The following is a 24,215-nucleotide window of genomic DNA, read 5'->3' as shown; positions in this document are numbered from 1 at the left end:
TATTTCCCCTTCTCAGCTTTTATTATGAGAGCCAACGAGACTTTTTTCACCTATAGGAGGCGGACTGAAATAGAATAAACGATATGTGGCCTTGTCCATACAAAATGCACAGCAATTATTATTTTCTGGTGGTACTTTTTCGATATGCGGTGCAGATACTTCTTTTAATCCATCAGTTACATGATTTCTACAAACTACAATCATTTAGATCCCTCCAGTTTTTTGATTATTTTTATATAGTAATGGTCTTATATGCTTGATAAAAATAATTTATTATTCCACTATGAAAACATAAAATTTATCCATAAAAATCAAGTTATTATGTATATATTCTATCAAAATCCCATAATTATCGTCAATTAAATTTTCTAAATATTTAAAATAGTTAACAACATTTTCATAGTGTAAAATATATTAATAAAATTTTATAGAAAAAGCCAAGGTTTTATACCTTGACTTTTTCTATAATTCAATATTAAAGAAGATACCTTCTTTTATTTTTTTAAACGATACGGAACTGTTGTGATGATTACATTTTTTCGATGAAGCAAAATCGTCCGTATTAAAATACTTGACTGGTTATGGAGCACATTATGCCAGCCTTTCTTCAAGATAAATTGTGGAATAATGACGGTAACGCGATAGTTTGCTTCCCCTGCCTTATTCTCAATCGTATCGATAAATTTAGTTAAAGGCTGAATAATACTTCGATAATGCGAATGTAATGTTACTAATCTCACATCTGGCTGCCATCTTTTCCACTTCTCTTCTAATTTCTTTTCAGCATCTCGTTCAAACGAAACGTTAACGGCAATAATCTGGTTTGGAGAAAGGGATTTCGCATAATTTAATGAGTTTTCCACTACCTTTGTAATGCCAGCTACTGGTACAATGATAATATTTCCTTCAATTGGAGTATTTTCTATACTTTCCGCAATTCTTAATTGCTCACCAATTGAGTCATAATGATTTTTAATTTGATAGAAGAAAAAAATGATAATAGGTAAAAAGACTAATACCGGCCAAACCTGTGGAAACTTTGTCAAAAAGAATACAATGGTAACTACAAAGCTAATTAATGCACCTAGGGAATTAATGGCCAGCTTCGGCATCCATCCCATAGGTCTTTCGCGAATCCATTTGACCATCATACCCGTTTGAGATAATGTAAATGGAATAAAAACACCAACTGCATACAGTGGAATAAGATGTTCTGTTTGACCATTGAATGCAAATATTAATATAATAGAAGAAAGACCTAGGATGATAATGCCATTCGAATAGCCTAAACGGTCTCCTCTAATCGTAAACATTCTAGGGATAAATTTATCATTTGCAAGGTTTACAGCTAGCAAAGGAAAGGCGGAATAGCCTGTATTTGCCGCAAGAATTAAGATTAACGCTGTCGTTCCTTGGATAAAGAAATAGATGACATTACGACCGAAAATCGCTTCAGCAATTTGGGATACAACAGTAACCTCTTCCCTAGGTGAGATTCCATAAAAGTAAGCTAAACATACGATCCCAGAGAATAATAGAGCAAGGATCGTTCCCATTGCAAAAAGTGTCTTTGCTGCATTATTCGGTGCCGGTTCCTTGAAGTTTGGGATTGCATTTGAAATAGCCTCAACCCCTGTCAATGCAGAGCTTCCTGATGCAAATGCTTTAAGAAGAATAAATAAACTTAAGCCTGCAACTGGAGTACCAATCGGTGTAGCCAGGTTAGGTGATACATCACCAGTAATGATTTTATATAGTCCAACTCCAATGAGAATAAAGAGTGCCAATACAAAAAGATATACTGGATAGGCTAAAACAGAAGCAGATTCTGTCACCCCTCTTAAGTTTAATATGGTTAAAATAATAACAAACAGTGTAGCTATCAGTACATTATATCCATGCAAAGCTGGAAAAGCCGAGGTAATCGCATCAGTTCCTGCAGATACACTAACTGCCACAGTTAAAATGTAATCTACTAATAATGAACCACCAGCAATTAATCCAGGTTTGATACCAAGATTTTCTTTTGACACAACATAGGCTCCACCACCTTGTGGATATGCAAAAATAATTTGCCGATAAGACAAAATCAAGGCCATCAAAAGAATCAAAACACCGATTGCAATCGGAATAGAATACCAGAACGCAACAGCCCCGATTGTCATCAAGACAATTAGTATTTGTTCAGGTCCATAAGCAACAGATGATAAAGCATCAGAAGACAGTATGGCTAATGCTTTTGTTTTAGTAAGCTTCTGCTCACCTAATTCTGTTGACTTTAAGGGTCTTCCAATTAATAATCTCTTCAAATTAGAAACCATTTACGATCACCATCCAAAAAAACGTAAAATACTTTTTATCAATACTCTTTAGCAATTCAATCAAAAAAAAAAAATGCCTACAAGCCCTCAAGAAATAGACTTGTAGACATTATAATTTTTGTCCCACAAGCTCCACCTTCCTTCTCATATAACGCTTACGAGGTTAGCTGTCGGATTCGGACCATTGAGTAGCCCTACCTAAAAAGGATTCACCCCATGGATGACAGTGCATCCTGTGAAATGGTTCCCCCGCACCAAACGGTTTCAGCGATTTAAGAATTTGAAACTGATGATTATATTACTCTTGAAATATGAAAATGTAAATATGAATTTTAATGTTTAAGTAAAAAACTTGCTTTATGGTCATAATATTGAAGAATCCTTTTATAACCTGGTAAAAAAAAGATAATCAAAAGGAGAATTAAAATGACTACAGACAATAAACCTTTAATTTCTGATGAATTTTTAGAAGAATTAGCGAAGGAAATTAATGAACTATACGGAGAACCGGATACAGCAATAGAGGATGAACAAAAAGGGACAGCCTGAAATCATAGATACGTTCAGGAATGTCCCTTTTTGCCCTTTAAACTTATTTATTTAACATATGATAGACCTGATCCACGTCTTTGTCTCCACGTCCGGAAAGATTAATTACAATGATGTCATCCTGTGACAGTTCTTTTGCAAGCTTGATACCATGTGCCACGGCATGGGAGCTTTCTAACGCAGGAATAATCCCTTCTACTTTTGAAAGTGTTTGGAAGGCTTCTAACGCTTCCTTTCCTGTAACAGTCACATATTCTGCTCTACCGCTTGCTTTTAAGTAGCTGTGCTCAGGACCTACACCAGGGTAATCCAAGCCAGCAGCGATTGAGAATACTGGTTTTGGCTGATTGTCTTCATCTATTAATGTATAACTCTTAAATCCATGAAGAACAGCTGGAACTCCTTCAGACATTGTTGGTGCTTCTGCCGGTTCAGCCCCAATTAGACGCACCTGTTCATCCTCTAGGTAATTGGCAAAGGCACCAATCGCGTTACTTCCACCTCCTGTACAAGCAACGACTGCTGTTGGTAATTTACCTTCTTTTTCAAGAATTTGTTGTTTAGACTCTTTACTTATGATTGATTGGAAATGCTTTACGATTGTTGGATATGGATGTGGTCCCACTGCAGACCCGATTAAGTAGAAAGTATTTTCATAATTCTCTACTAAATCACTTAACGCAACATCTACGGCATCCTTTAATCTGCCTTGTCCCTTTTCTACCGGTACCACCTTTGCCCCAAGCAGCTCCATACGAAATACGTTAAGGGCCTGGCGTTCAGTATCTACTTTCCCCATATAAATAACACACTCTAAACCAAACATTGCACAAGCTGTTGCTGTTGCTACACCATGCTGTCCTGCGCCTGTTTCAGCAATAATTCTTTTCGCACCCATCTTTTTTGCTAGAAGAATTTGACCAAGTGCATTATTAATCTTATGTGAACCTGTATGGTTTAAATCTTCTCTTTTTAAATATATCTTTGCGCCGCCATTTTGTTTCGTTAAATTTTCTGCAAATGTTAACGGATTTTCACGACCAACATATTCACGTAAATAATAGTCTAGTTCCTTTTGAAAATCAGGATCCTCTTTAAATTTTAAAAACTGTTCTTCAATGATATCCATAACTTTTTGGAGATCTTCTGGAATGAAGCTTCCACCAAACTCTCCAAAATATCCTTTGTTTTCTACACTATTCTTTGCCATTCTCAACTCGTCTCCTTCAAACAATAAATTAATAGACTATTAAAATAATTATCATTTATATTATAGCGGTAAATCTTCTATATTCCAAATATTTTTGGTTGTATTTGTAGAATTATATCTTTTATATGTATCTCCACCGAAACAAAAACCACTTTCAAGAAGGAAAGTGGTTTCAAAAAGTATTAACAATCCTGTTTTGTAAGCGCTTAACACAAATGGTAAGACAATCATCTATTATTATAAAATATAATGGTGGGCTCTCTTTTCTCCGCTGTAGAGTTTCCGACATACTTCAACTTTTTGTTTTTTCAATATTGAAACCCTTTGTTGTAATACATCATTATCGGGATCTTGACGCAATAGACGATAAGTATCAAGAAGCTCCGTATTAATCTTTCTATGTTCCAGCCAAAGATTATGAATGATTAAAACTGGGTCTTCATTCGATTTATTTTCCTCGTAATGTTCTAGAGCATTCAATATATCATTCTGCCAAGATTTATCTCCCATTTGTCCTGCTAGCAAATACAAATCTAAGTAATCATCAATCTCTAAATTTACTACATTTGCATTCATGTTTTATTCCCCTTTCGTATACAAAAATGATCTTCTTAAGAAGAGAACTATTTTTGTACCAAAGAGATCTCTTCTTATCCTTCTAACGAAGCTTATGTTAGATTTTTCTGCCATCCACTTTTACATATGACTATTAATAGATTAATCTGGATAGTCCTTAAATCTCTCTCATCATTTTTAAAGCGCTTTCATTATTGATTAACCTTATTATAACCTTATTTATATTTAATTTCAAAATGTTTTGACTCAAATTTGTCACAATTCCGAAAAAAAATCACTTGATTATATAAATGAAAGCTTTTTGATAGAATAAAAGTCAGCTCGCAAGGAAATTGAGCTGACCTTTTCTCTATCAATCTATCATTAATTTGCTTAATTTAAATGCCTTTATATGCTTGACGATAGATTTCTGCTAATTCTCTTACAAGAGGAAGCTTTGGATTTGCTGTTGTACATTGATCTTCAAATGCTTTATCTGCCAAAAATTCCACCTTTCTTTCAAACAGATCCTTATCGATTCCATTTGCTTCGATGCTCATAGGAATATTCAGCTCTTTAGCTAGTTTAATTACAGCCTGAATAAAGCTTTCTACACCTTCTTCAGTTGTGCGAGCAGGCAATCCAAGAAATCTGGCAATTTCAGCATAGCGTTTGTCCGCGATAAACTTTTCATATTTAGGAAAAGCAGCAAATTTCTTAGGCTTAGTTGCATTATAGCGAATCACATGCGGTAAAAGAATCGCATTAGCACGGCCATGTGCAATATGGAATTCTGCGCCTAATTTATGTGCAAGGCTGTGATTAATTCCTAGGAATGCATTGGCAAACGCCATTCCAGCAATGGCTGATGCATTGTGCATTTTTTCACGAGCTTCTTCATCATTGCCATTACGGTACGCTCTTGGCAGGTATTCAAATACAAGCTGGATAGCCTTTAGTGCTAAGCCATCAGTATAATCATTCGCCATCACAGAGACATAGGCTTCAACTGCATGTGTCAGAACATCTAAACCTGTGTCAGCTGTAACGGTTTTTGGCAGGGACATCACGAATTGTGGATCAATAATGGCAACATCCGGTGTTAACTCATAATCTGCCAATGGGTATTTCATATTTGCCTTTTTATCTGTAATAACAGAGAAGGATGTTACCTCAGAGCCTGTTCCGGACGTTGTCGGAATCGCAACAAGCTGTGCCTTTCTGCCTAATTCCGGGAATTTAACAATCCGTTTTCTGATATCCATAAACTTTTGTTTGAGACCAAAGAAATCAGTATCCTCATATTCATAGAACAGCCACATGCCTTTTGCAGCATCCATTGCAGATCCTCCACCTAGCGTTATGATGACATCAGGCTGGAACTTCGCCATCATCTCTGCACCTTTCATGACTGTATCAATAGATGGATCTGGCTCAACTTCAGAAAATACTTCACATTGTACTAAATCCGGACGCTTCCTTAAATAATATAGAACTTTATCAACATAACCTAATTTGACCATTCCAGGATCTGTTACAATAAATGCCCTTGAGATATTTTTCATGGATGCTAAATATTGAATTGAATTCTTTTCAAAATATATTTTTGCTGGAACTTTAAACCATTGCATATTCACTTTCCTTTTTGCCATTTTTTTTGTATTAATCAAATGAATTGCCCCAACGTTTGATGACACAGAGTTACCGCCAAATGTACCACAGCCGAGTGTCAGTGATGGCATAAAGGCATTGTAAATATCACCAATGGCACCTTGTGAAGATGGTGCGTTAACAATAATACGGCAAGCCTTCATTTTTAGGCCAAATTCCTTCATAATTTCCTCGTTTGTCGTATGGATCACTGCTGAATGGCCCAAACCTCCGAACTCAAGCATTTCTTCCGCTCTTCTAAGCCCTTCTTGATGATTATTTACTTTATAGCAGGCTAATACAGGACTCAATTTTTCACGGGATAGCGGATATTGTGGTCCAACACCTTGTAATTCAGCAATTAATATTTTAGTATCTTCAGGCACCGTAACCCCCGCCATTTGGGCGATTTGATAGGCTGGTTTCCCAACAATTTGTGCATTTACTGCACAGGATTTTTCATTAATAACCAGCTTTTCAACCTTTGCTCTTTCTTCATCATTTAAAAAGTAGCAGCCATTTGCAATTAATTCATTTTTAACTTCTGCATAGATCTCTTTATCAATAATAACAGCCTGCTCAGATGCGCAGATCATACCATTATCGAAGGTTTTAGATAGAATTAAATCATTGACAGATCGCCCAATATTAGCACTTTTTTCAATATAGCAAGGAACATTTCCAGGACCAACACCAAGGGCTGGTTTTCCAGAGCTATAAGCAGATTTGACCATTCCTGAACCACCTGTAGCTAATATTACGGCAATATCATCATGATTCATTAGCGCTTGAGTCGCATCTAATGACGGCTTCTCTATCCATTGAATACAATTCTCAGGAGCTCCGGCTAAAATAGCTGCATCTCTTAAAATTCTCGCAGCCTCACTGCTGCATTTTTGTGCTGATGGATGGAAAGCAAAAATAATTGGGTTACGAGTTTTTATTGAAATCAAGGCCTTAAACATTGTTGTAGAGGTTGGATTTGTAACGGGTGTTACACCTGCAATGACACCAACAGGCTCAGCAATTTCATAGGTGCCTTCCAATTCGTTTTCTCTAATAATTCCAACCGTTTTATCATATTTAATATTATTGTAGATATATTCAGTAGCGAAGATATTTTTAATAATCTTATCTTCATATACACCTCTGCCTGTTTCCTCAACCGCAAGTTTTGCAAGCGGCATATGCTGATCTAATCCAGCTAAGGCCATATTTTTTACAATTTTATCTATTTTTTCTTGATCAAAGCTTTGAAATTCTTTTAATGCTTCTTGACCTTTTTCAACTAGTTTATTTACCATATCTGAAGCAGTTTGATTTTCCTTTATTACCTTTTCTGTTGTTAACTCTTTTTCTTTAATAGCCATTTTAAATTTCCTCCATTTTTATGTGAAATATTTCACATGATATCTTAAAAAAAATGCAGCCTTGCTTTTAACCATTCTTACTCGTAATACATCCTTACTATCCAACAATAGGGTTTCTCGGGATTTTTTCAAAGGAAATATCGGTAAACATACTTGAATTATTTTTTACGATAACCACGAAATTATTTGTCCATATATAGGAAGGAATATGGTCACTTTCCTGAATAATCATCGCTTCAAAACAATCACCGACTAAACCTTCAAATGCATCTTGTGTGTATGTTTCTGTGTCGGTGCTGAAGTTTTTCCATTTACTAATCATCATGTTTATCACTCCCTTGTTTTTCTATGGCTAAAGCATAACATATAAATTTCTATAAAAGTTTGTGAAATATTGAACAATATATGAACATTTTTTCACAAACTAACTTAAACAATTTATTTATCTTATTAATGTAATAAGAGACAATCCCCTGTTCTTCTAGAACAACTGGGACTGTCCCTTGATATAGTGTGCAGTTTTATTGTGTATTTGAATGGTGCTGCTTTGACTTCCTTTGTTCAAATTGAATTTGGCGGTTTAATGTGATTCGCTGCTGCTTAAGAATACGAATCTTTTCCGTTAATGCTTCGTTAGATGAATCGTCATGTAGTCGTCGATAGAGATCCAGCATTTCCATATTAACCTTTTTATAACGTTTCCAGAGGTTACGAATTTTGACTGTATGTTCAGCAATAAATTCTCCATTCTTAAGCTTCTGGATAATTTCATTTTGCCATGCTTGATCACCAAGATCTTCTGCAAGAAGATACAAATCTAAATATTCATCGATCGTTAATAGATTCCTCATACTGTTCCCCTTTCACCAACATTAACTGCCAATCCCTATTATTCAAATAATATCATTATTCTCAAAAAACATACAATTTAATTGCTCATCATTTGATTTTTCATTTTCCTAACACTTTTAGGGCATTCTAGAAAAAGGAGGGATTGACCATGGCACGTAAAAATAGAAATAAAATACTTGTACCTGAGGCGCGAGCAGAACTCAATCAATTAAAAGCAAAAGTTGCCGGGACACAAAGTCCTGAAGATGCAAAGTTTGAAGCAGCCGAAGAAGTCGGCGTACCGCTAAAAAAAGGTTACAATGGACAGCTTACAGCCGAACAAGCTGGAAAGGTTGGAGGAAGGCTGGGTGGTAATATGGTAAAAGAGCTTGTAAAGATGGCCCAGCAAAATTTAAAGGATAAGCATTAAATCCTTCAGATGTTTCAATGAAACATGGAATCAACCAAATTCTATTAATCAGAATTTGGTTGATTTTTTTTATATTAATTAGACTAATAAAACAGGATTATGTTGAAGTATATCTAAATAGAAATGAATTTGCTGATAATTGTTGATAAATTTAGGTTCTTCTTGGCAGGAAAATAAGGTACCTTTCGATAAATTATTAAGGAGCAAATTAAGGAAAGGTGGTCATTATTATGAGCTCAGAACCAACCTTACAACAAATCGCCGAAAGTGTGACAAGATCCGTTCTCAATGCCAACGATAAAGACTTAGAGGGCTTTCAGAGAATTATTGATGAATCCATTAAAGTAAGAGAGAGCCATCGAAATTTACAAAAGCTTGTTAAAAATTATTCCAGTTCTATGATCCAACGATCTTGAAATAGTAAAAGCTGTTGATTACTCAACAGCTTTTACTATTTACTAGCGTTCGACTTATTCAGCATCCTTTTGTAAATATTTAAGATTGTTTGTCCATAATTTTCTCCTGGAACAGCCCATTTTCCATTTAAATCTACCCATGCTTGTGCACTGCCTCTTTTTACAAGATAAAATCGAGGGTCAACTAATGGATATTGATTAGGAAGCGGACTTTTAGACGCATATGCAAATAAATGTTGAATATGTGCAAGAACCCCATCACTTGGTGTCTTAAAAATGGCACCAGGATCATCGGGTCCAGTTGAACCTAATCCAGAGAAATTATTTTGGTATGGTTGTACCACTCCGGTAAAACGGAAATAGTCTGTTTCAAGAATTGCCTGAGCAAAAGCGATATCCCCACTTATTCCATAATCGGTTCCATAGCTAATATAATATTTTCCTATTTCAGGTGCTTGAGGATTTATTTCCTGCACAAAAAGATCCAATTGCTCTGGAGTTAGAAGAATCCCACCCATTATAGATACTTGTACAGGGTTTTGCCTGTCCGATGTAGCTTCGGCAACAATAAATGCATCTTTTATTCCCGCAAGGATTACTTCCTCCAGCCTTTTATCGGCATTTCCTCTGATTGAAAATACACCGGCTTGAACTCGATACATTTTTTCATTTGAAATAGTCACGGCGTGCACAAATGCTTCTATTCCTTTTGTTTGTAATAACAAGAGACGACTATCAGCATTTTCCCTACTCCTAAAAGAACCTGCGATTACCTTGTAAACATTTTTTGCCCCATCAGAGCTTAACTGAGAATTATTCATCTAATTTCCCCATTCAATAATATCTACATTTCATTATTATAGTATGGGAACAGAATGAATACAGTGTTAGGTATTCTATTTGATTCCTGTTTTAAAGGAAAAAATATAACTTATCAAGGAACTCCTGTTTATTGTAAATGACGATTTATGTTCTTCCCATAAAATATTTCATCCATTTCAGCAGTCAAATTAGCCGTAATTTCTTCAATCTCATCCGGATTCAGCTTGTCTTTTGTATATCCAAATAAGTAGTTGTTTAAATCAAATTCCTTTAATTTGCATTTAGTATGAAAAATATTTTCCTGATAAACATTTACATCAATCATATCGTACATTTCTTTCATTTTTTTCGGAATATAATTCTGAATCGAGTTAATATCATGGTCGATAAAAAGCTTATGTCCGTCTTTCGCTCTTGTAAAGCCTCTTACCCGGTAATCAATTGACATGACATCTGTTTCAAAAGAATGAATTAAGTAATTTAATGCTTTTAGCGGGGAGATTTCACCGCAGGTTGATACATCAATATCTGCCCTGAACGTACTGATTCCTTCTTCCGGATGATACTCTGGATACGTATGTACAGTAATATGGCTTTTGTCAAGCTGCAAAACAACATTGTCTGGTAAAGGACCAGGCGTTTGCTCAAAGGATTCCGTCGGTACTTCCACAACTGGACCTTCTGACACAAGTACAGTAACGCTCGCTCCCTGGGGTACATAATCCTGTTTTGCGACATTTAATACATGCGCACCAATAATATCTGCAACATGTTTCAGTATATTGGTTAATCTATCTGCATTGTACTGCTCATCAATGTACTCAATATAGGCTTCACGTTCCGCTTTTGTACTTGTGTAACAGATATCATACATATTAAAGCTTAATGACTTGGTTAAGTTATTGAAACCATGCAATTCAATACGCTGTTGTGGCGTAAGTGTCATTTCTTTTTGCCCCTTTCTTTGTAGTCCATCTAGAAATTGCGGCAAATTTTCTTCTTAAATATTAGTATATTCCCCAATTCTTTTTAAAAAACACACATAGTAAAAAGCAGAATCAGATGTCTATTTTATGAATTAGCATACGAATCATATAAAATGTTGTATCATATAGAATAAGGTGAATCTGTCAAACCCTACTATAGAAAACTCAAGCATGGCAATACTGGCGGGATAAATGAACTTACTAGAAATTCTTGATTTGGGGGAACATACATGCTTGGCAAAAGATTAAAACATGCACATAGATATCAAGAAATTAGCAATGCTTTTTTACGCAACGGATTTAGTCATTTAGTTTATCGATTAGGTTTAACAAAGCATCATTTACCTAACAAGCACAAGGAAACCGATGCACAATTGAGCAAGAAATATGCTGGAATTAAATTAAGAGAAGTACTTCAAGGTTTAGGACCCACCTTTATTAAGCTTGGACAAATTGCCAGTACTAGACGTGACCTTGTTCCGATTGAAATTGCGGAAGAGTTAGAAAAGCTGCAAGATCAAGTCTCATCCTTTTCTTATCAACAAGCACGTGAAATGATTGAACTAGAATTAGGAGACACTATTAGTAATTTGTTTCATTCCTTTTCAGAAATTCCTCTCGCAAGTGCTTCTATTGGCCAAGTTCATGTAGCGACGTTACATACGGGAGAACAGGTTGCAGTTAAGATTCAACGTCCGGATATTAAACCAATTGTTGAAACAGATTTAGAAATATTGGATGATTTAGCCAGAATTATGGAAGAAAAAATTGCCTGGGCCAAAACCTATCAAATTCGCAAAATCATTGAAGAATTTTCAAACAGCTTGAGAGCGGAACTAGATTATCAAATTGAAGGAAGAAACAGCGAACGCATTGCTCATCAATTCACTCATAATATGGACATACACATACCAAAGGTACATTGGAACCTTACAACCAAAAAAATATTAACAATGGACTTTGTTGATGGAGTAAAAGTCAATAATAAAAAAAAGCTTGATGAGGAAGGTTATAATCGAAAAATTATTGCCGAACGGATTACTGAAGCGATGCTTCACCAAATCTTAATCGAGGGCTTTTTCCACGGCGACCCGCATCCAGGAAATATCTATATCCTGCCAGGAAATCGAATTGCCTTTTTGGACTTTGGCATGGTTGGAAGATTAAGCGAAGACACTAAATATCATTTTGCTTCATTGGTTATTAATTTGCAGCGCAAAAACACAAAAGGTCTTCTAAAAGCTATTGCAGGTTTGGGAATACACACAGAAGAAACGAATTTTACTTCTTTATATAATGAAATTGATGAATTTGTCATGAAATATTCTGATATTCCATTAAGTCAAATAAGTATCGGCTCAGCATTAAGCGACCTGCTTACGATCATCCATCATCATCATATTCAGATTCCTTCCGATTTGACTGCATTGGGTAAGACACTGCTGATTATTGAGGGGGTCGTCAAGGACTTAGATCCTACTCTTAGTATTATGGATACGGTCAAACCCTTTGGTGAAAAATTATTACGGCATCGTTTTGAACCAAAGAAGGTCATTAAAGGTTCCTGGAATGACTTAGTCGAAAATATACACTTATTATCAAAGGTACCGAAAAGCCTTAAAGATCTAACGACAACGATTCAAAAAGGAAAACTGCACTTTGAAATCAGTGTTCCTGAATTTAAACAATTTTTACTTAGACTCGATAAAATAAGTAATAGACTTGCTTTTAGCATTATTTTACTTTCCTTTAGCATTCTTATGGTTGGACTTATTATTGGAGGTGCCATTGCAGGCCAGCGAAATTTATTATGGGAATTTCCAGCCATAGAGGTTGGCTCTATTGTGGCTACGCTTATGTTCTTATTTATCCTTTATGCAATTCTTAAATCTGGAAAAATGTGAAAAAGGGACGGTTCACCATGATCCGTCCTTTTTCACCTGCTAAATTAGTGTAACCACTATTTTTCCGATGTCATCTTTATTCAATTTTAAACTTTCTAATAATCATCTGAAGTTCTTCGGCCATATTTTCAAGAATACTCGCAGATGCTGAGATTTCTTCCATTGATGCTAATTGTTCATCCGTTGCAGCCGATACTTGCTGTGTACCGGATGCAGCCATTTCTGCAACGTCTGTTATTAACACCATTGATTGTACCATTTTTTCTGTACCCGCAACCATTTGTTGAGCAGCTGCCGTTACTTTTTGAATCTGCTCATTCACCTCAATAATAGACTCCTCAATATTTTCAAAGGATTCCCCTGCATGATTGACAATCCCAATTCCTGTCACTGTTTCTTTTGAAACAACTTCCATCGATCGTACAGCTTTACTTGTCTCATCCTGAATAGCTGAAATTAACGTTGAGATTTGTTTTGCTGATCCAGCTGATTGTTCTGCTAATTTACGCACTTCGTCAGCAACCACCGCGAACCCGCGTCCGTTTTCACCTGCCCTAGCTGCTTCGATTGCAGCATTTAAGGCTAGTAAATTCGTTTGGGCTGCAATCCCCGTAATGACCTCTACTATTTCACCGATTTCCTCTGAACGATCACCTAAACCCTTTACTGCTTGAGCCAGTCCAGTCACTGTTTCCTGAATCGAATTCATCTGCTTCACAGCTGTATTAATTGCATGTCCTCCTTCAGAGGCTTTATCAGAAGCACGCTTTGCCGTAATAGTCACATTTTGTGCATTATTGGCGATTTGATAAACTCCTGCAGATAGTTCATTCACTGTTTGAGAGGTTTCATCTACACTCTGCGCTTGTTTATCAACACTATATGCCATTTGACTCATCGTAACTGTAATTTGCTCTGTAACATAACTTGTTTGTTTAGCACCCTGATGCAAGTCAATAGAGGATGCTGCTACACGTTCAGCACTGGAACTAACTTGCTGGATCAGTTCACGTAGGTTTTTCGCCATATCATTCAATGCCTGTCCCAAATCACCAATCTCATCATGGTTCTTTGTATTTATGTTAGGGGCAGTTAAATCTCCATTTGAAATCTTTTGTGCATATTCTATTAAACTAGTAATCGGTTTCGTCCTTTTTCTAATCATCCAAATGGTTATAATACATGCAATCAGCATAGGTAATAGGCCTAAAATAACCGTTCCTTTCACAGACTCCCATGTACGTTCCGAGACAATTTTCGCATTGAAATCAATGGCATTGAAAGCAATAATTTTTTTATTTGGATTGTGATCCTCGAAAATGGGAGCATAGCCTGTTAACCTTTTCATCCCGCCAAAATCGTAAATTTCAGAGTATTGCGGATGTTTTGTTTCCATACTCGTTTCGATAAGTTTTTTATCAATATAAAATGTATCACCAGCTTTAAATCCTTGTTTTTTCATGTTTTCGTCAACAGCAATAAGCGTGCCATCCATGCTGATAATATATTGATTTTCAAAAAGTTGTTTATGCTGAACCGTCCAGCTAATGGTCTCCTCTAATTTCTCCCTTGTAGCTTCGTCACCTTTTATTACTTTGACAATATCTTCAGGGGAAATTAGTCCTGTTGTAATATTGGCACATCCTACAGCTTCAATACCTGCTGCTTCATATGTATGTTTATACGTAACCCAATAATTGGATAAAGAGGTAATCACCATTGAGACAAATAACACACAAACAATGATGGTACCCAATTGCCAAGTTATCCCTCTTTTCATCTATTTTTCTCCCCTTTTTCTTTTAGCCCGTTTACTTTGAATTCGTTTTCGTATTTTTCCTACAAAATTCAGAATAGTACTTTTTCACTGCTATTAAAGTGATAAATATCACACATTCAATGATATACTCCTGAAATTTTACACCATTCAACATGAATAGAGAATACTTTTTATAGTAAAATACTCCTATAATAAAATTCCTATAATAAATAATAGCAATATGCTATTTTTTTCTAGCAAAATTCTGCGTCTCTTGGTATGATTTGATTATAAATTTGTGATAATTCAAAATTTTTAAAGGCGCGGTGCACCCATGGATCTTGTAACAAAAGATTTGCTTATTAATTTTTTATTTATACTGCTTGCATTATGTTTAATGCAAATCCTATATATGATTAAGTATGCTTACCGTTTAGAAAGTGTCCGAGATTGGACTCTTTCCTTATTTCCAATTGTTTCACTGATCTTATGTATGATATTTCCTGTGTATACAAATGAAAATTTCATTTGGGATTTGCGTTGGATTCCCTTTATTTTAGGCGGACTATACGGTGGATATAAACTAGGTTACCTATTAATCATCCTAACGCTCATCATTCGGTTTCTCCAAGGCGGAGATGGTTTTTATACATCACTAGTAACGTTCACTATTATGGGATTTGTTATCGTTTTCGTTTCTAAATTTTATTCAAAAATACTGTTGAAGCATAAAGTAGTGTTAAATTTAGTCCTTACTTTTATCGGTCTTTCATTTACATTATTGTTAGCAAAAGTTCAATTTAACTATGAAATTAGTATCGCCTTCTGGCTCAATTTAGTGATTATCCATATGATAGCAATGTCTATTGCAACATTGCTTTGGGAAGGTATTAAAACAAACTTCCAGGTACTCCAAAAACTTATTAAAGCAGAGAAATTACAAACGGTCAGTCATTTAGCTGCAAGTATTTCACATGAAGTACGTAACCCGTTAACAGCTGCAAGAGGCTTTATCCAGTTGTTATCAGATGATATCTCAGAGGAAACGCGAAAGCAGTACAGTGACATTGCCTTAAAAGAATTAGATCGTGCCACAGAGGTCATAAATGATTATCTTACCTTTGCTAAACCGACACCAGATCGAGAAGAGAAAGTAAATATTAGTGAAGAAATTCAGCATGCGGTTAACGTAGTGATTCCATTAGCAACCATGAATGGGGTAGAAATAAAGCTCTCTCTTTTAGAGCATGATCATTTTACAAAAGGAGAAAGAAAAAAATTCCAACAATGCTTAATAAATATTTTTAAAAACGGCATAGAATCCATGAAAACAAATGGTGAACTAACAATTACGCAGAGCTACAATGATGGCATGATTAAAATTGATATTCAGGATGAAGGGGTCGGCATGACACAAGAACAAATAGATCGTCTTGGCGAACCATACTTTACAACAAAGGAAAAGGGCACGGGGTTAGGTATGATGGTATCCTTTAGTATTATAAAAAGTATGCATGGGACCATCCAGGTGTCAAGTGAATACTCCAGGGGAACCTGCTTTACATTAATTCTTCCAAGCTTTCAGAATGAAAGCTTTATTGCTTAAAGCACACTCGTACAAGTAAAAAAAGTCTTGAGGAAACCTCGAGACTTTTTTTACTTTGAAAAAAGAAGTTTATCCTTTTACCAGCCTCTGCTAGCTCCACCTCCACCAGAAGAACCACCTCCCCCACCACGAGGACCATCCCCTCCTCCACCTCTGCCCCCGCCACGAGACAAAATAGAAAGCAGGATATGTGTAAGAAAACCGCCAAAAAATTTAAAATCTAAAAATAATACGATGACAACAATAATTAGAAACAGCCATGAGGGAATCCCTGATCCAGCATCATCTGCTGCTTGCTGGTTCGGCTGCTCAATTGGCTGCAGACCACCTTCGATACCATACTCAGTTAATACTTCATTTACCAGCACTTTATAGGTTTCTGTAACCGCTAAGCCAAGCTGCCCATTTTGCAGGAATGGAAGTGTAATATCATCAAGAATCCGGCCAACCTTCCCATCTGGTAGCCTTCCTTCTAAGCCATAACCTACTTCAATTCTTAACGGTCGTTTTTCCATCCCAGGAGAAGGGTTCATACCGATAAGGAAGAGAACTCCGTTATCTTCTTCTTCATTCCCTATTCCATATTGCCGGAAAGCCTCGTTTGCATATTCCTCGACAGTTCGGTCTCCAATAGTATCCACTGTTAATACAACAATTTGGGCTGTCGTTTGTTCTTCTACCGACCGTCCTAAACTACGAATATCCTGCTTTTCCTGTTCAGTTAAAACATTAGCAAAGTCTTGAACATATATATCTCCGACCGGTGGTGGAATTTGATTATCCTCAGCAGCCGCTTTCCCTTCATAAAGAAAAAAAGGAAGCAGCAGGAATAAAATGCTGAAGAACCGTATTCCTTTCATTATTGACTGCCTCCAAAGTCAACCTTGGGTGCTTCCCCTGCATTAGGGTCCGCTTCAAAATATTCCTTTTCATCGAATCCTGTCACATTCGCAACGATGACCCCCGGAAAGCTTTTTACCTTTTTGTTATATACCGCTACCTGCTCATTGTAATCTTTTCGTGCCACCGAAATTCGATTTTCTGTCCCGGCCAGCTCATCCATTAGTTGAGTAAACTGTTGATCCGCCTTCAAATTCGGGTAATTTTCAACGACAACGAGCAGCCGGCTAAGAGCACCAGACAACTCAGCATTTGCTGTTGCCTCTTCCTCCGGGGATTTTGCACCAGCAAGCCTTGCGCGTGCATCAGAAATCGCAGTCAATACTTCTTCCTCATGCGCTGCATATCCCTTCACTGTATTTACAAGATTTGGAATTAAATCAAGCCGTCTTTGCAGTTGGTTTTCAATTTGAGCATAGGATTGATCAACATTTTCTTCTAGGTTGACATAGCCATTATAGCTTGAGGCTAACGTTATCCCCAGAACGATTAACACGGCTGCAACTATCCCAAAGCCTAACAAACCTTTTTTCATCACTTATTCCCCTTCCTATTACAAATAGAACCAGATTATCTTTTATAGAGTTACACTTTTATTATATATACCACTTTAGAAAAATATTTCCAACATAAGTAGAGCTGAACCTCCTACCTTTCCATTTAGGTATAAACTAAAAAAGGCTGAATCAAATCAGCCGACTTCTAATTTCTATTTACATTTTCTGCAACCTTTTTCATGATATGTACTTGTCCAATATGGGCTAATTCATGAAATGAAGTAAAACTGATTAATTCTCCAAATGTAGAATTACCTAAGATAGGCTCCTGTAATGGATCATTAAAACGCTCATTCGGGATTTCCTTAATTTGCTCCAGTTGTTTTTTCAGCTGCTCAATAAGTGTTTCAATACTTGGAGCATCATCCTGCCAAGACGATGGCTTGGAACCATAGCCAAATAACTCATTATATCGAGCTGGAAGCTGCTTATCTGCTCCAAAAATAAAGTTATCAGCCGCTGTTAAAATATGTCCTAGCTGCCAATGAATCGTATTAGGAAGTCCATTTGGCTGAACATCAGCTATTTCCGTTGAGACATTCCCCATATCTTTAAATAAACCTTCTCTGCCCATTTCAAATTGCTTTTTAAGCAAATCACTCATAAGATCCCTCCACTTAAATTTGTCTCTATTATTATGTAATAGTTATGAAGATAAAACAACTATTCAACCCTAACCTATTTCCCCAAATTGCTGTAACTAAATACATTAAAGACATCATCACATGCTTAGTTTAAATTATTTAATGTTCAAATAATCACTAAACCATAATTATCAGAACAAGCGCATACATTTTACTGTTATATAAAAATCCGTATAGAGGTGATTAAAATGACATTTGCTGGATTGCTTCGCCTTTTTGGATTAAGTTCAATTATAGGAGGGTTGGCAATTGCGCTTGTGCAGGTTTGGTTTTATTTTGACCAGGATTCTTTTATCGCAACCTATTTTGACCAGGTTGGCTACAGTTTCATAGCATTTGGAATCATTGGACTTTATCTATCACAATATAAGAGTTTTGGGGGATTTGGTCTATTTAGTTTTATCATCTTATCTCTTGGTACATCCCTGTGGCTTGGCTTTAAATGGTTTCAAACCTTTGTTGTGGCAGATATTTTGAAAAGTGCCCCTGAATTAATGGATACTGGTCTACACACAGCTGTCTTTGGTATGAATCTTTCACTTTATTCATTATTAATTGGCATTTTACTTTTCGCGGCTATCTCCTTTTGGAAAGGGGTCCTCTCACGCTGGGGATCAGCCTTTCTCATCATTGCAGTGCTTGCAGAATTAGTTCCATATGGGTCACTTGTGTCACAAATTATTGCAGGTGTTGCATTTATCCTTCTCGGAACATCCTTATGGAGAGGTAGCAACGAGGATGTAACAAGAACAAAATATAATGCCAATGCTGGCTGGGATTAATCGTTAAGAAAGCACACCTTCGTTTTCTATAATCCTTGTCATTATCTATGACTCTTTTACTATATAAAAAGCTGAATTCATCCTATTGAATTCAGCTTTTTTCGTTTATTATTTTGATTTTGCCAATGAAGCTTCAATTGTCCGTTTCATAGCCATAATTTGTCCTAGATGATACGATTCATGGAAACAGCCGAAAACAGCCAGCTCACCAACAGTGTCATTACCTAAAACTGGTTCTGCAAGTTTTTCATTAAACTTTTCATTTGGTATTTCCTTCATGCGATCATATTGTTTTGTTAACTGCTCAATAAGTTCCGCAATCGTTGGAACCTCACCATTCCAATCAGATGGCTTTGTACGCGGAGCAAATAACTCTTTATACTGAGCAGGAAGGTTCTGCTCGACCGGAAATAGAAAGCCTTCTGTAACGACTAATAAATGACCGATATTCCAGCGGATAGTATTGTTAAATCCTTCCGGCTGAATATCAGCAACCTCATCAGATATTTCCGCTATTCTCGCGTGCAATCTAGTTCTAATGATTTCAAACTCTTTTTTGATAACCTCTCCCATTTGTTGAAACCTCCAGTATCCCAATTTCTACTAAATTATGTATTATAATCATTTTTACATAATATATTAAAGCTATAATATCATTAAATTTCTATTTTTTCTAACTTTTTGTATACCATAAATGATCCGCTCAATTTAGAAAAAGAATCATGCCGGTGTTCCAAAGGGGAACAGCCGGCATGCTAGGAACTGCATTACTTATATATAATATCATCTTTAAGAGTTGCCACTTTCGTTAATGCGGCATCAATATCACTTTCTTCTACGCCAAAATGTGCCAATGCATCATGCAGATGATTAGCAATTGCCTGAAAATGCTCAGGCTGCAGATTCATCCCTTCATGTGCCTTTGCCATCGATTTACCAGAATATTGATTCGGTCCCCCTAAAGCAAAGCTGATAAATTTACTTTGATGCCTGCGTTGTTTTTCCATATCTGTATTTTCGAAGAAGTGATTAACTGTTTCATCTTTTAACACTAATTCATTATAAAAATAATCAACTACTTTTTCAATTGCTGCTTCGCCGCCTACTTTTTCGTAAAGTGATTCTGTCATACTATTCCTTAGCCTCCTCGTAATTCTTACCAAAATAGTTTGCCAAACACACAGCTTTTTATTCTTTTTTATTTAATAAAAAAATCGTAAATGCTTTTTCTCAGAAAAGTTACAGGAAATTAATAGCTTATCTTGTTATCTTCTATTCTTCTTCCATTCTACGCTGCAATTCTTCCCACAAAACTCTTGCATGATTATGAATAGGATCCTTTGCTGCATATAATAATGTAACACGTTGATGTTCCGCGCGCTGGCACAGCTCCGTAACCTTCTCTGATTTTTGCCTATCTGTTCGTAATTCATCCAGATATCTGATTTTAAATTCCTCAAATAGCTCTTCTTTATGGCAGAACCACTTTCTGAGTTCACTGCTCGGAGCAATACTTTTAGCCCAGTCCGTTAATTTTGCTTCTTCTTTGCTTATTCCCCTCGGCCACAATCTGTCAATAAGGATACGGTCACCATCCCTGTCATCATACGGTTCGTATATTCGTTTTAATATGATTTCAGCCATACAATCACCTTCAATAGAATTCATTTATCTCATTCAGTATACGTCTTTTTCACTAAAATTTTAAAACATAGACATGCCTCAGCTAGTATTCCTAATTTTATGGATGAGCAAAATAATAAAAAAAGTGGAGAGTTCTTATACTCTCCACCTTGATTCTTATAACGCTTAACTTAAAAACAGAGCACCGAAAGTCAGTCCCCCTATGATGACAAAAGCAGGATGGACCTTCCATTTCTCTAATAGAAGTAAGCTAATAATAGCGATAAAAATGGTTTCCATAAGCCCGTTTGATGTTTTGGAGGTTTGGAAAAAATCAAAAGCCAATGTTCCCATTAGAACTGCAACTGCAGGAAGAACAATTTTTGAGAGGCGTTTAACCCTATGCGAATCCTTGTAGCGCATTATTAACTGCAGAAGAACAATCATCAAAAATAAGGATGGACCCACTGTTGCAAAAACAGCGACAACTGATCCCAATGCCCCTCCAACCTCATAGCCGATGTAACCTGCCATTTTAGTAGCAATCGGTCCCGGTAAGGCATTTCCCAATGCCAAGATTTCACTAAATTCACTTGTTGTCATCCAACCATAGCGGCTGACAACTTCATGCTCTACGAGTGGAATGGATGCGGGCCCCCCGCCATACCCAACAATTCCTGGTACAAAAAACGCTAAAAATATCTGTAAATAAATCATAAACTCTCACTTTTCCCTTTAACTTGTACTTCGACCACAGCATTCTTTTTCTTATCAGGTATAACTAATGCTCCGATTAACAAAGCCCCAATTACAATCCCCGGGTGAATATGAACAATCTCTATCAAAATAAAACTGCCGACTAGAATGATCATGCCCAGTTTCCAGCCCAATCCCGCTTTTGTTTTTTTCAAAAATTGCCAGGTCAGAACACCCATCATCACACCAACAATTGGCACAACGCCATTTGTCATTCCCTGAACTCTTGGGTTGTCCTTATATTGATTAAAGGAAGATAAAAGCACTAACATTAGTATTATTGTTGGCAGCATAGAGGAGAGAAGGGCAGTCAGCATCCCCAAAAATCCTCCGACTCTATAGCCGATATAGCCAGCCATTTTTGTATTGATCGGACCCGGCAGTGTATTCCCTAATGCCAGTACCTCGCTAAATTCCTGATCATCCATCCATTTAAATGTTTCAACTACTTCCTTATGAACAAGCGGAATCGCTGATGGTCCTCCTCCAAATCCTAAAATTCCAGATCGGAAAAATGCAATAAAAAGATGTAAGTGCAACTTCAATGTACAACCACCTTCAATTCTTGTAGTCTATTTCCCAACCTATGCAGTGATGGTTTTATCGTATACTATTTGTTTCTCATACTCTAGTACTTTAATATCCTATCGCTGCTCCATCTCCTCTAGGATCCGCACCGCCATATTTGACATTATACTCAGGATCTATTTTAATCACACCCGCATGACCCATAACATCCGTAAAATGACCCAAAATCTCAACATTATGGCCCCTGTTTTTCAGAGACTGGATTGCAGCTGTTGAAATCCTGCCTTCCAATTTAAGACTATTTGAATCAGCTCCCCATGTCCGACCGTACAGCCATCTCGGTGCTTCGATTGCAGCCTGTACATCATGCCCATAATCAAGAATTCGGGTAACAAGAGCTGCCTGTGTTTGAGGCTGTCCCTCGCCTCCCATCGTTCCATAAATTAGATACGGCTCATTCCCTTTAAAAATCATCGCAGGGTTTAGTGTGTGATAGGTGCGTTTTTTGGGCTGTAAACAGTTGACGTGATTTGGATCTAATGAAAAGTAGCTTCCACGATTTTGTAATAGAATTCCTGTATTTTTAGGAATAAAGCCTGATCCAAATTCATGATAAATACTTTGAATCAACGAAACCGCATTCCCATCCTTGTCGACGACACCAAGCCATACTGTATCTCCTTTGGGATCTAACTGTTTCTCCATATCTATCGCTCTTGTAAAATCAATTTTCTCTGCTAACTCCATGCCTCTTTTAACTGACAAAATATCATCGAGTGGAATTGGTGAAAAATCCGGATCCGTCAAATAACGGTCACGGTCAAAGAAGGCGAGCTTTGTTGCTTCCGCTAGAACATGATAATAATCAGCGGAGCCTTCTTTAATATACTCAAAATCGATGTTATTTAATATATTTAAAATTGATAGTGAAGCAAAGCCCTGTGAATTTGGCGGAACATTATAGACCTTATATCCCCGGTATGTACCGGAAATAGGTTCAACCCAGTCAGAGGTGTGATGAACAAAGTCACTGAAGGTTAATAGCCCTTCCTTTTCTTGAAGGTCTTTTACCATCATTTTTGTTATTTCTCCATTATAAAGGAATTGAGCACCTTTTTGGGCAATCCCTTCTAATGTCAAGGCTAAATCAGTCTGCTTCATCAGCTCTCCAGCCTTGTATGAAAGTCCGCTTGATTTCAGAAAGATTTTACGAAACTCTAGGAATCTTTGTAAGTGTCGGAACTCGTCGTCACGTTCATCTAAGTTTATATTTGTCCAATATTCCTGACTTGGTGTAACAGGAAAACCTTCTTTTGCATAAAAGATTGCAGATGCTAATAATTGATCCCATTTAAAGCTTCCTGACATCTTTTGAGTTGAGTATTGATGGGCTTTTTCCCAGCCTGCAACTGCACCCGGCACCGTATTGGCAGCCAAAGGACCTCTTGATGGAATCTTTTTAAGGTTTTGTTTCTGATAATATTGAAGGGTCGCGTTCTCTCCTGCACGGCCACTGGCATTCAATGCCTTCAATTCTTTATTCTTTGCATCATAAATAAGCCAAAAATTATCTCCGCCTATTCCATTCATATGAGGGTAGACGACACTAATTGTCGCAGCTGCTGCAATAGCAGCCTCGACTGCATTTCCGCCCTCCTGAAGCACCTTGATTCCTGCTTGCGATGCTAAATAATGGGGTGTCGTTACCATCGCATTTGGTGCCATTGTTGTAGCACGATAGGTAAAACGGCCGTTTTGATTCATTCTATCCCCCCTCTTCCTAGAATAAAGGATGTCATATGTATTCCTCGTTATGTTCATATTAAACTTTTAAAAATAGCAAAACAAATATTATGTTTAATAGTTATTTTACAATTATTACCATAAATTTACGTTTTTTGAATATTACTAATTATTTCCTAGAAAATATTTTCTAATAATTCAATCTAATTAGTTCAAAAGCATTAAGAAAGATTGAGGATGGATAGCAACTAAAAAGGACTAACCTATTGTTAG

At 36.6% G+C, this 24,215-nt stretch carries 25 protein-coding genes and 1 riboswitch; of the genes, 6 read left to right on the top strand and 19 right to left on the bottom strand.

Going from position 1 to position 24,215, the window contains the following annotated elements; all coding sequences use genetic code 11:
* Positions 1-12: 12 nt before the first annotated feature.
* Positions 13-204 (bottom strand): hypothetical protein, encoded by a 192-nt coding sequence (locus ACHUFV_RS00485; protein ID WP_394231414.1) that lies wholly within the window; start codon positions 202-204, stop codon positions 13-15.
* A gap of 290 nt (positions 205-494) precedes the next feature.
* Complete coding sequence (locus ACHUFV_RS00480; protein WP_394231412.1) at positions 495-2,321, bottom strand: APC family permease; 1,827 nt, start codon at positions 2,319-2,321, stop codon at positions 495-497.
* Positions 2,322-2,457: 136 nt separating this feature from the next.
* Positions 2,458-2,601: riboswitch (cyclic di-AMP (ydaO/yuaA leader) on the bottom strand.
* 146 nt (positions 2,602-2,747) lie between these two features.
* Here ACHUFV_RS00480 and ACHUFV_RS00475 point away from each other — a divergent pair.
* Positions 2,748-2,870 carry a bacitracin ABC transporter ATP-binding protein gene (locus tag ACHUFV_RS00475; RefSeq protein ID WP_394231410.1) on the top strand — a complete coding sequence of 41 codons (123 nt, stop codon included), beginning with the start codon at positions 2,748-2,750 and terminating at the stop codon, positions 2,868-2,870.
* A 43-nt stretch (positions 2,871-2,913) separates the two neighbouring features.
* Here the strand turns inward: ACHUFV_RS00475 and trpB are convergent, their stop codons facing one another.
* From trpB to ACHUFV_RS00450, 5 genes are all read right to left on the bottom strand, one after another.
* Positions 2,914-4,080: a tryptophan synthase subunit beta gene (trpB, locus tag ACHUFV_RS00470; RefSeq protein ID WP_394231408.1), complete on the bottom strand. Its 1,167-nt coding sequence runs from the start codon at positions 4,078-4,080 to the stop codon at positions 2,914-2,916.
* Between the two features lie 237 nt (positions 4,081-4,317).
* Positions 4,318-4,656, bottom strand: coding sequence for a hypothetical protein (locus ACHUFV_RS00465; RefSeq protein ID WP_394231407.1), 339 nt, complete (start codon positions 4,654-4,656; stop codon positions 4,318-4,320).
* A gap of 377 nt (positions 4,657-5,033) precedes the next feature.
* Positions 5,034-7,655 (bottom strand): bifunctional acetaldehyde-CoA/alcohol dehydrogenase, encoded by a 2,622-nt coding sequence (gene adhE, locus ACHUFV_RS00460; RefSeq protein WP_394231405.1) that lies wholly within the window; start codon positions 7,653-7,655, stop codon positions 5,034-5,036.
* 97 nt (positions 7,656-7,752) lie between these two features.
* Complete coding sequence (locus ACHUFV_RS00455; RefSeq protein WP_394231403.1) at positions 7,753-7,980, bottom strand: hypothetical protein; 228 nt, start codon at positions 7,978-7,980, stop codon at positions 7,753-7,755.
* Between the two features lie 196 nt (positions 7,981-8,176).
* A complete protein-coding gene (locus tag ACHUFV_RS00450) occupies positions 8,177-8,506 on the bottom strand; it encodes a hypothetical protein (protein WP_394231401.1) in 330 nt (109 codons plus the stop codon).
* 149 nt (positions 8,507-8,655) lie between these two features.
* Here ACHUFV_RS00450 and ACHUFV_RS00445 point away from each other — a divergent pair, with 149 nt between their 5' ends.
* Positions 8,656-8,916, top strand: coding sequence for a small, acid-soluble spore protein, alpha/beta type (locus ACHUFV_RS00445; RefSeq protein WP_394231399.1), 261 nt, complete (start codon positions 8,656-8,658; stop codon positions 8,914-8,916).
* A gap of 230 nt (positions 8,917-9,146) precedes the next feature.
* The gene (locus ACHUFV_RS00440; RefSeq protein WP_394231397.1) at positions 9,147-9,332 is read left to right on the top strand and encodes a hypothetical protein; all 186 of its coding nucleotides are present in this window, start codon (positions 9,147-9,149) and stop codon (positions 9,330-9,332) included.
* A 35-nt stretch (positions 9,333-9,367) separates the two neighbouring features.
* Here ACHUFV_RS00440 and ACHUFV_RS00435 read toward each other — a convergent pair whose 3' ends face one another.
* Both ACHUFV_RS00435 and speD read right to left on the bottom strand, forming a co-directional pair.
* The gene (locus ACHUFV_RS00435; RefSeq protein WP_394231396.1) at positions 9,368-10,153 is read right to left on the bottom strand and encodes an SPOR domain-containing protein; all 786 of its coding nucleotides are present in this window, start codon (positions 10,151-10,153) and stop codon (positions 9,368-9,370) included.
* A 128-nt stretch (positions 10,154-10,281) separates the two neighbouring features.
* Entirely contained in the window at positions 10,282-11,100 is an 819-nt protein-coding gene (speD, locus tag ACHUFV_RS00430) for an adenosylmethionine decarboxylase (protein WP_394231394.1), read from the bottom strand.
* A gap of 270 nt (positions 11,101-11,370) precedes the next feature.
* Between speD and ACHUFV_RS00425 the strand changes: the two genes are divergently transcribed.
* Positions 11,371-13,044: an ABC1 kinase family protein gene (locus ACHUFV_RS00425; protein ID WP_394231392.1), complete on the top strand. Its 1,674-nt coding sequence runs from the start codon at positions 11,371-11,373 to the stop codon at positions 13,042-13,044.
* Between the two features lie 76 nt (positions 13,045-13,120).
* Here ACHUFV_RS00425 and ACHUFV_RS00420 read toward each other — a convergent pair whose 3' ends face one another.
* Positions 13,121-14,824 carry a methyl-accepting chemotaxis protein gene (locus ACHUFV_RS00420; protein ID WP_394231390.1) on the bottom strand — a complete coding sequence of 568 codons (1,704 nt, stop codon included), beginning with the start codon at positions 14,822-14,824 and terminating at the stop codon, positions 13,121-13,123.
* A 313-nt stretch (positions 14,825-15,137) separates the two neighbouring features.
* On the opposite strand from ACHUFV_RS00420, the gene ACHUFV_RS00415 reads away from it, so the two are divergent.
* The gene (locus tag ACHUFV_RS00415) at positions 15,138-16,409 is read left to right on the top strand and encodes an ATP-binding protein (protein ID WP_394231388.1); all 1,272 of its coding nucleotides are present in this window, start codon (positions 15,138-15,140) and stop codon (positions 16,407-16,409) included.
* Between the two features lie 77 nt (positions 16,410-16,486).
* Here the strand turns inward: ACHUFV_RS00415 and ACHUFV_RS00410 are convergent, their stop codons facing one another.
* The 3 genes from ACHUFV_RS00410 to ACHUFV_RS00400 form a co-directional block, all read right to left on the bottom strand.
* Positions 16,487-17,269, bottom strand: coding sequence for a TPM domain-containing protein (locus tag ACHUFV_RS00410; RefSeq protein ID WP_394231386.1), 783 nt, complete (start codon positions 17,267-17,269; stop codon positions 16,487-16,489).
* Positions 17,269-17,844, bottom strand: a complete 576-nt coding sequence (locus ACHUFV_RS00405; RefSeq protein WP_394231385.1) for a LemA family protein — start codon at positions 17,842-17,844, stop codon at positions 17,269-17,271. The genes ACHUFV_RS00410 and ACHUFV_RS00405 overlap by 1 nt, the downstream gene beginning before the upstream one ends.
* A 167-nt stretch (positions 17,845-18,011) precedes the next feature.
* Entirely contained in the window at positions 18,012-18,470 is a 459-nt protein-coding gene (locus tag ACHUFV_RS00400) for a DinB family protein (RefSeq protein WP_394231383.1), read from the bottom strand.
* A 228-nt stretch (positions 18,471-18,698) separates the two neighbouring features.
* On the opposite strand from ACHUFV_RS00400, the gene ACHUFV_RS00395 reads away from it, so the two are divergent.
* Positions 18,699-19,292 carry a hypothetical protein gene (locus ACHUFV_RS00395; protein WP_394231381.1) on the top strand — a complete coding sequence of 198 codons (594 nt, stop codon included), beginning with the start codon at positions 18,699-18,701 and terminating at the stop codon, positions 19,290-19,292.
* Between the two features lie 108 nt (positions 19,293-19,400).
* On the opposite strand, the gene ACHUFV_RS00390 is transcribed toward ACHUFV_RS00395, so the two are convergent.
* The 6 genes from ACHUFV_RS00390 to ggt form a co-directional block, all read right to left on the bottom strand.
* Positions 19,401-19,865 (bottom strand): DinB family protein, encoded by a 465-nt coding sequence (locus ACHUFV_RS00390; protein ID WP_394231379.1) that lies wholly within the window; start codon positions 19,863-19,865, stop codon positions 19,401-19,403.
* Positions 19,866-20,059: 194 nt separating this feature from the next.
* Complete coding sequence (locus tag ACHUFV_RS00385; protein WP_394231377.1) at positions 20,060-20,422, bottom strand: group I truncated hemoglobin; 363 nt, start codon at positions 20,420-20,422, stop codon at positions 20,060-20,062.
* A gap of 142 nt (positions 20,423-20,564) precedes the next feature.
* Positions 20,565-20,960, bottom strand: a complete 396-nt coding sequence (locus tag ACHUFV_RS00380; RefSeq protein ID WP_394231375.1) for a DUF488 domain-containing protein — start codon at positions 20,958-20,960, stop codon at positions 20,565-20,567.
* Positions 20,961-21,101: 141 nt separating this feature from the next.
* Positions 21,102-21,632 (bottom strand): chromate transporter, encoded by a 531-nt coding sequence (locus tag ACHUFV_RS00375; protein ID WP_394231373.1) that lies wholly within the window; start codon positions 21,630-21,632, stop codon positions 21,102-21,104.
* The gene (locus ACHUFV_RS00370; protein WP_394231371.1) at positions 21,629-22,216 is read right to left on the bottom strand and encodes a chromate transporter; all 588 of its coding nucleotides are present in this window, start codon (positions 22,214-22,216) and stop codon (positions 21,629-21,631) included. Before ACHUFV_RS00370 ends, ACHUFV_RS00375 begins: the two co-directional genes overlap by 4 nt.
* Before the next feature lie 91 nt (positions 22,217-22,307).
* The gene (gene ggt / locus ACHUFV_RS00365) at positions 22,308-23,963 is read right to left on the bottom strand and encodes a gamma-glutamyltransferase (protein ID WP_394231370.1); all 1,656 of its coding nucleotides are present in this window, start codon (positions 23,961-23,963) and stop codon (positions 22,308-22,310) included.
* Between the last annotated feature and the right edge of the window lie 252 nt (positions 23,964-24,215).

This window comes from Niallia oryzisoli (genome assembly GCF_043641075.1).
In the GTDB taxonomy this organism is placed as follows: Bacteria; Bacillota; Bacilli; order Bacillales; family Cytobacillaceae; genus Bacillus_BD; species Bacillus_BD oryzisoli_A.
Note: the sequence above shows the minus strand (reverse complement) of the source record. Positions and strands in the feature narration are given on the sequence as shown.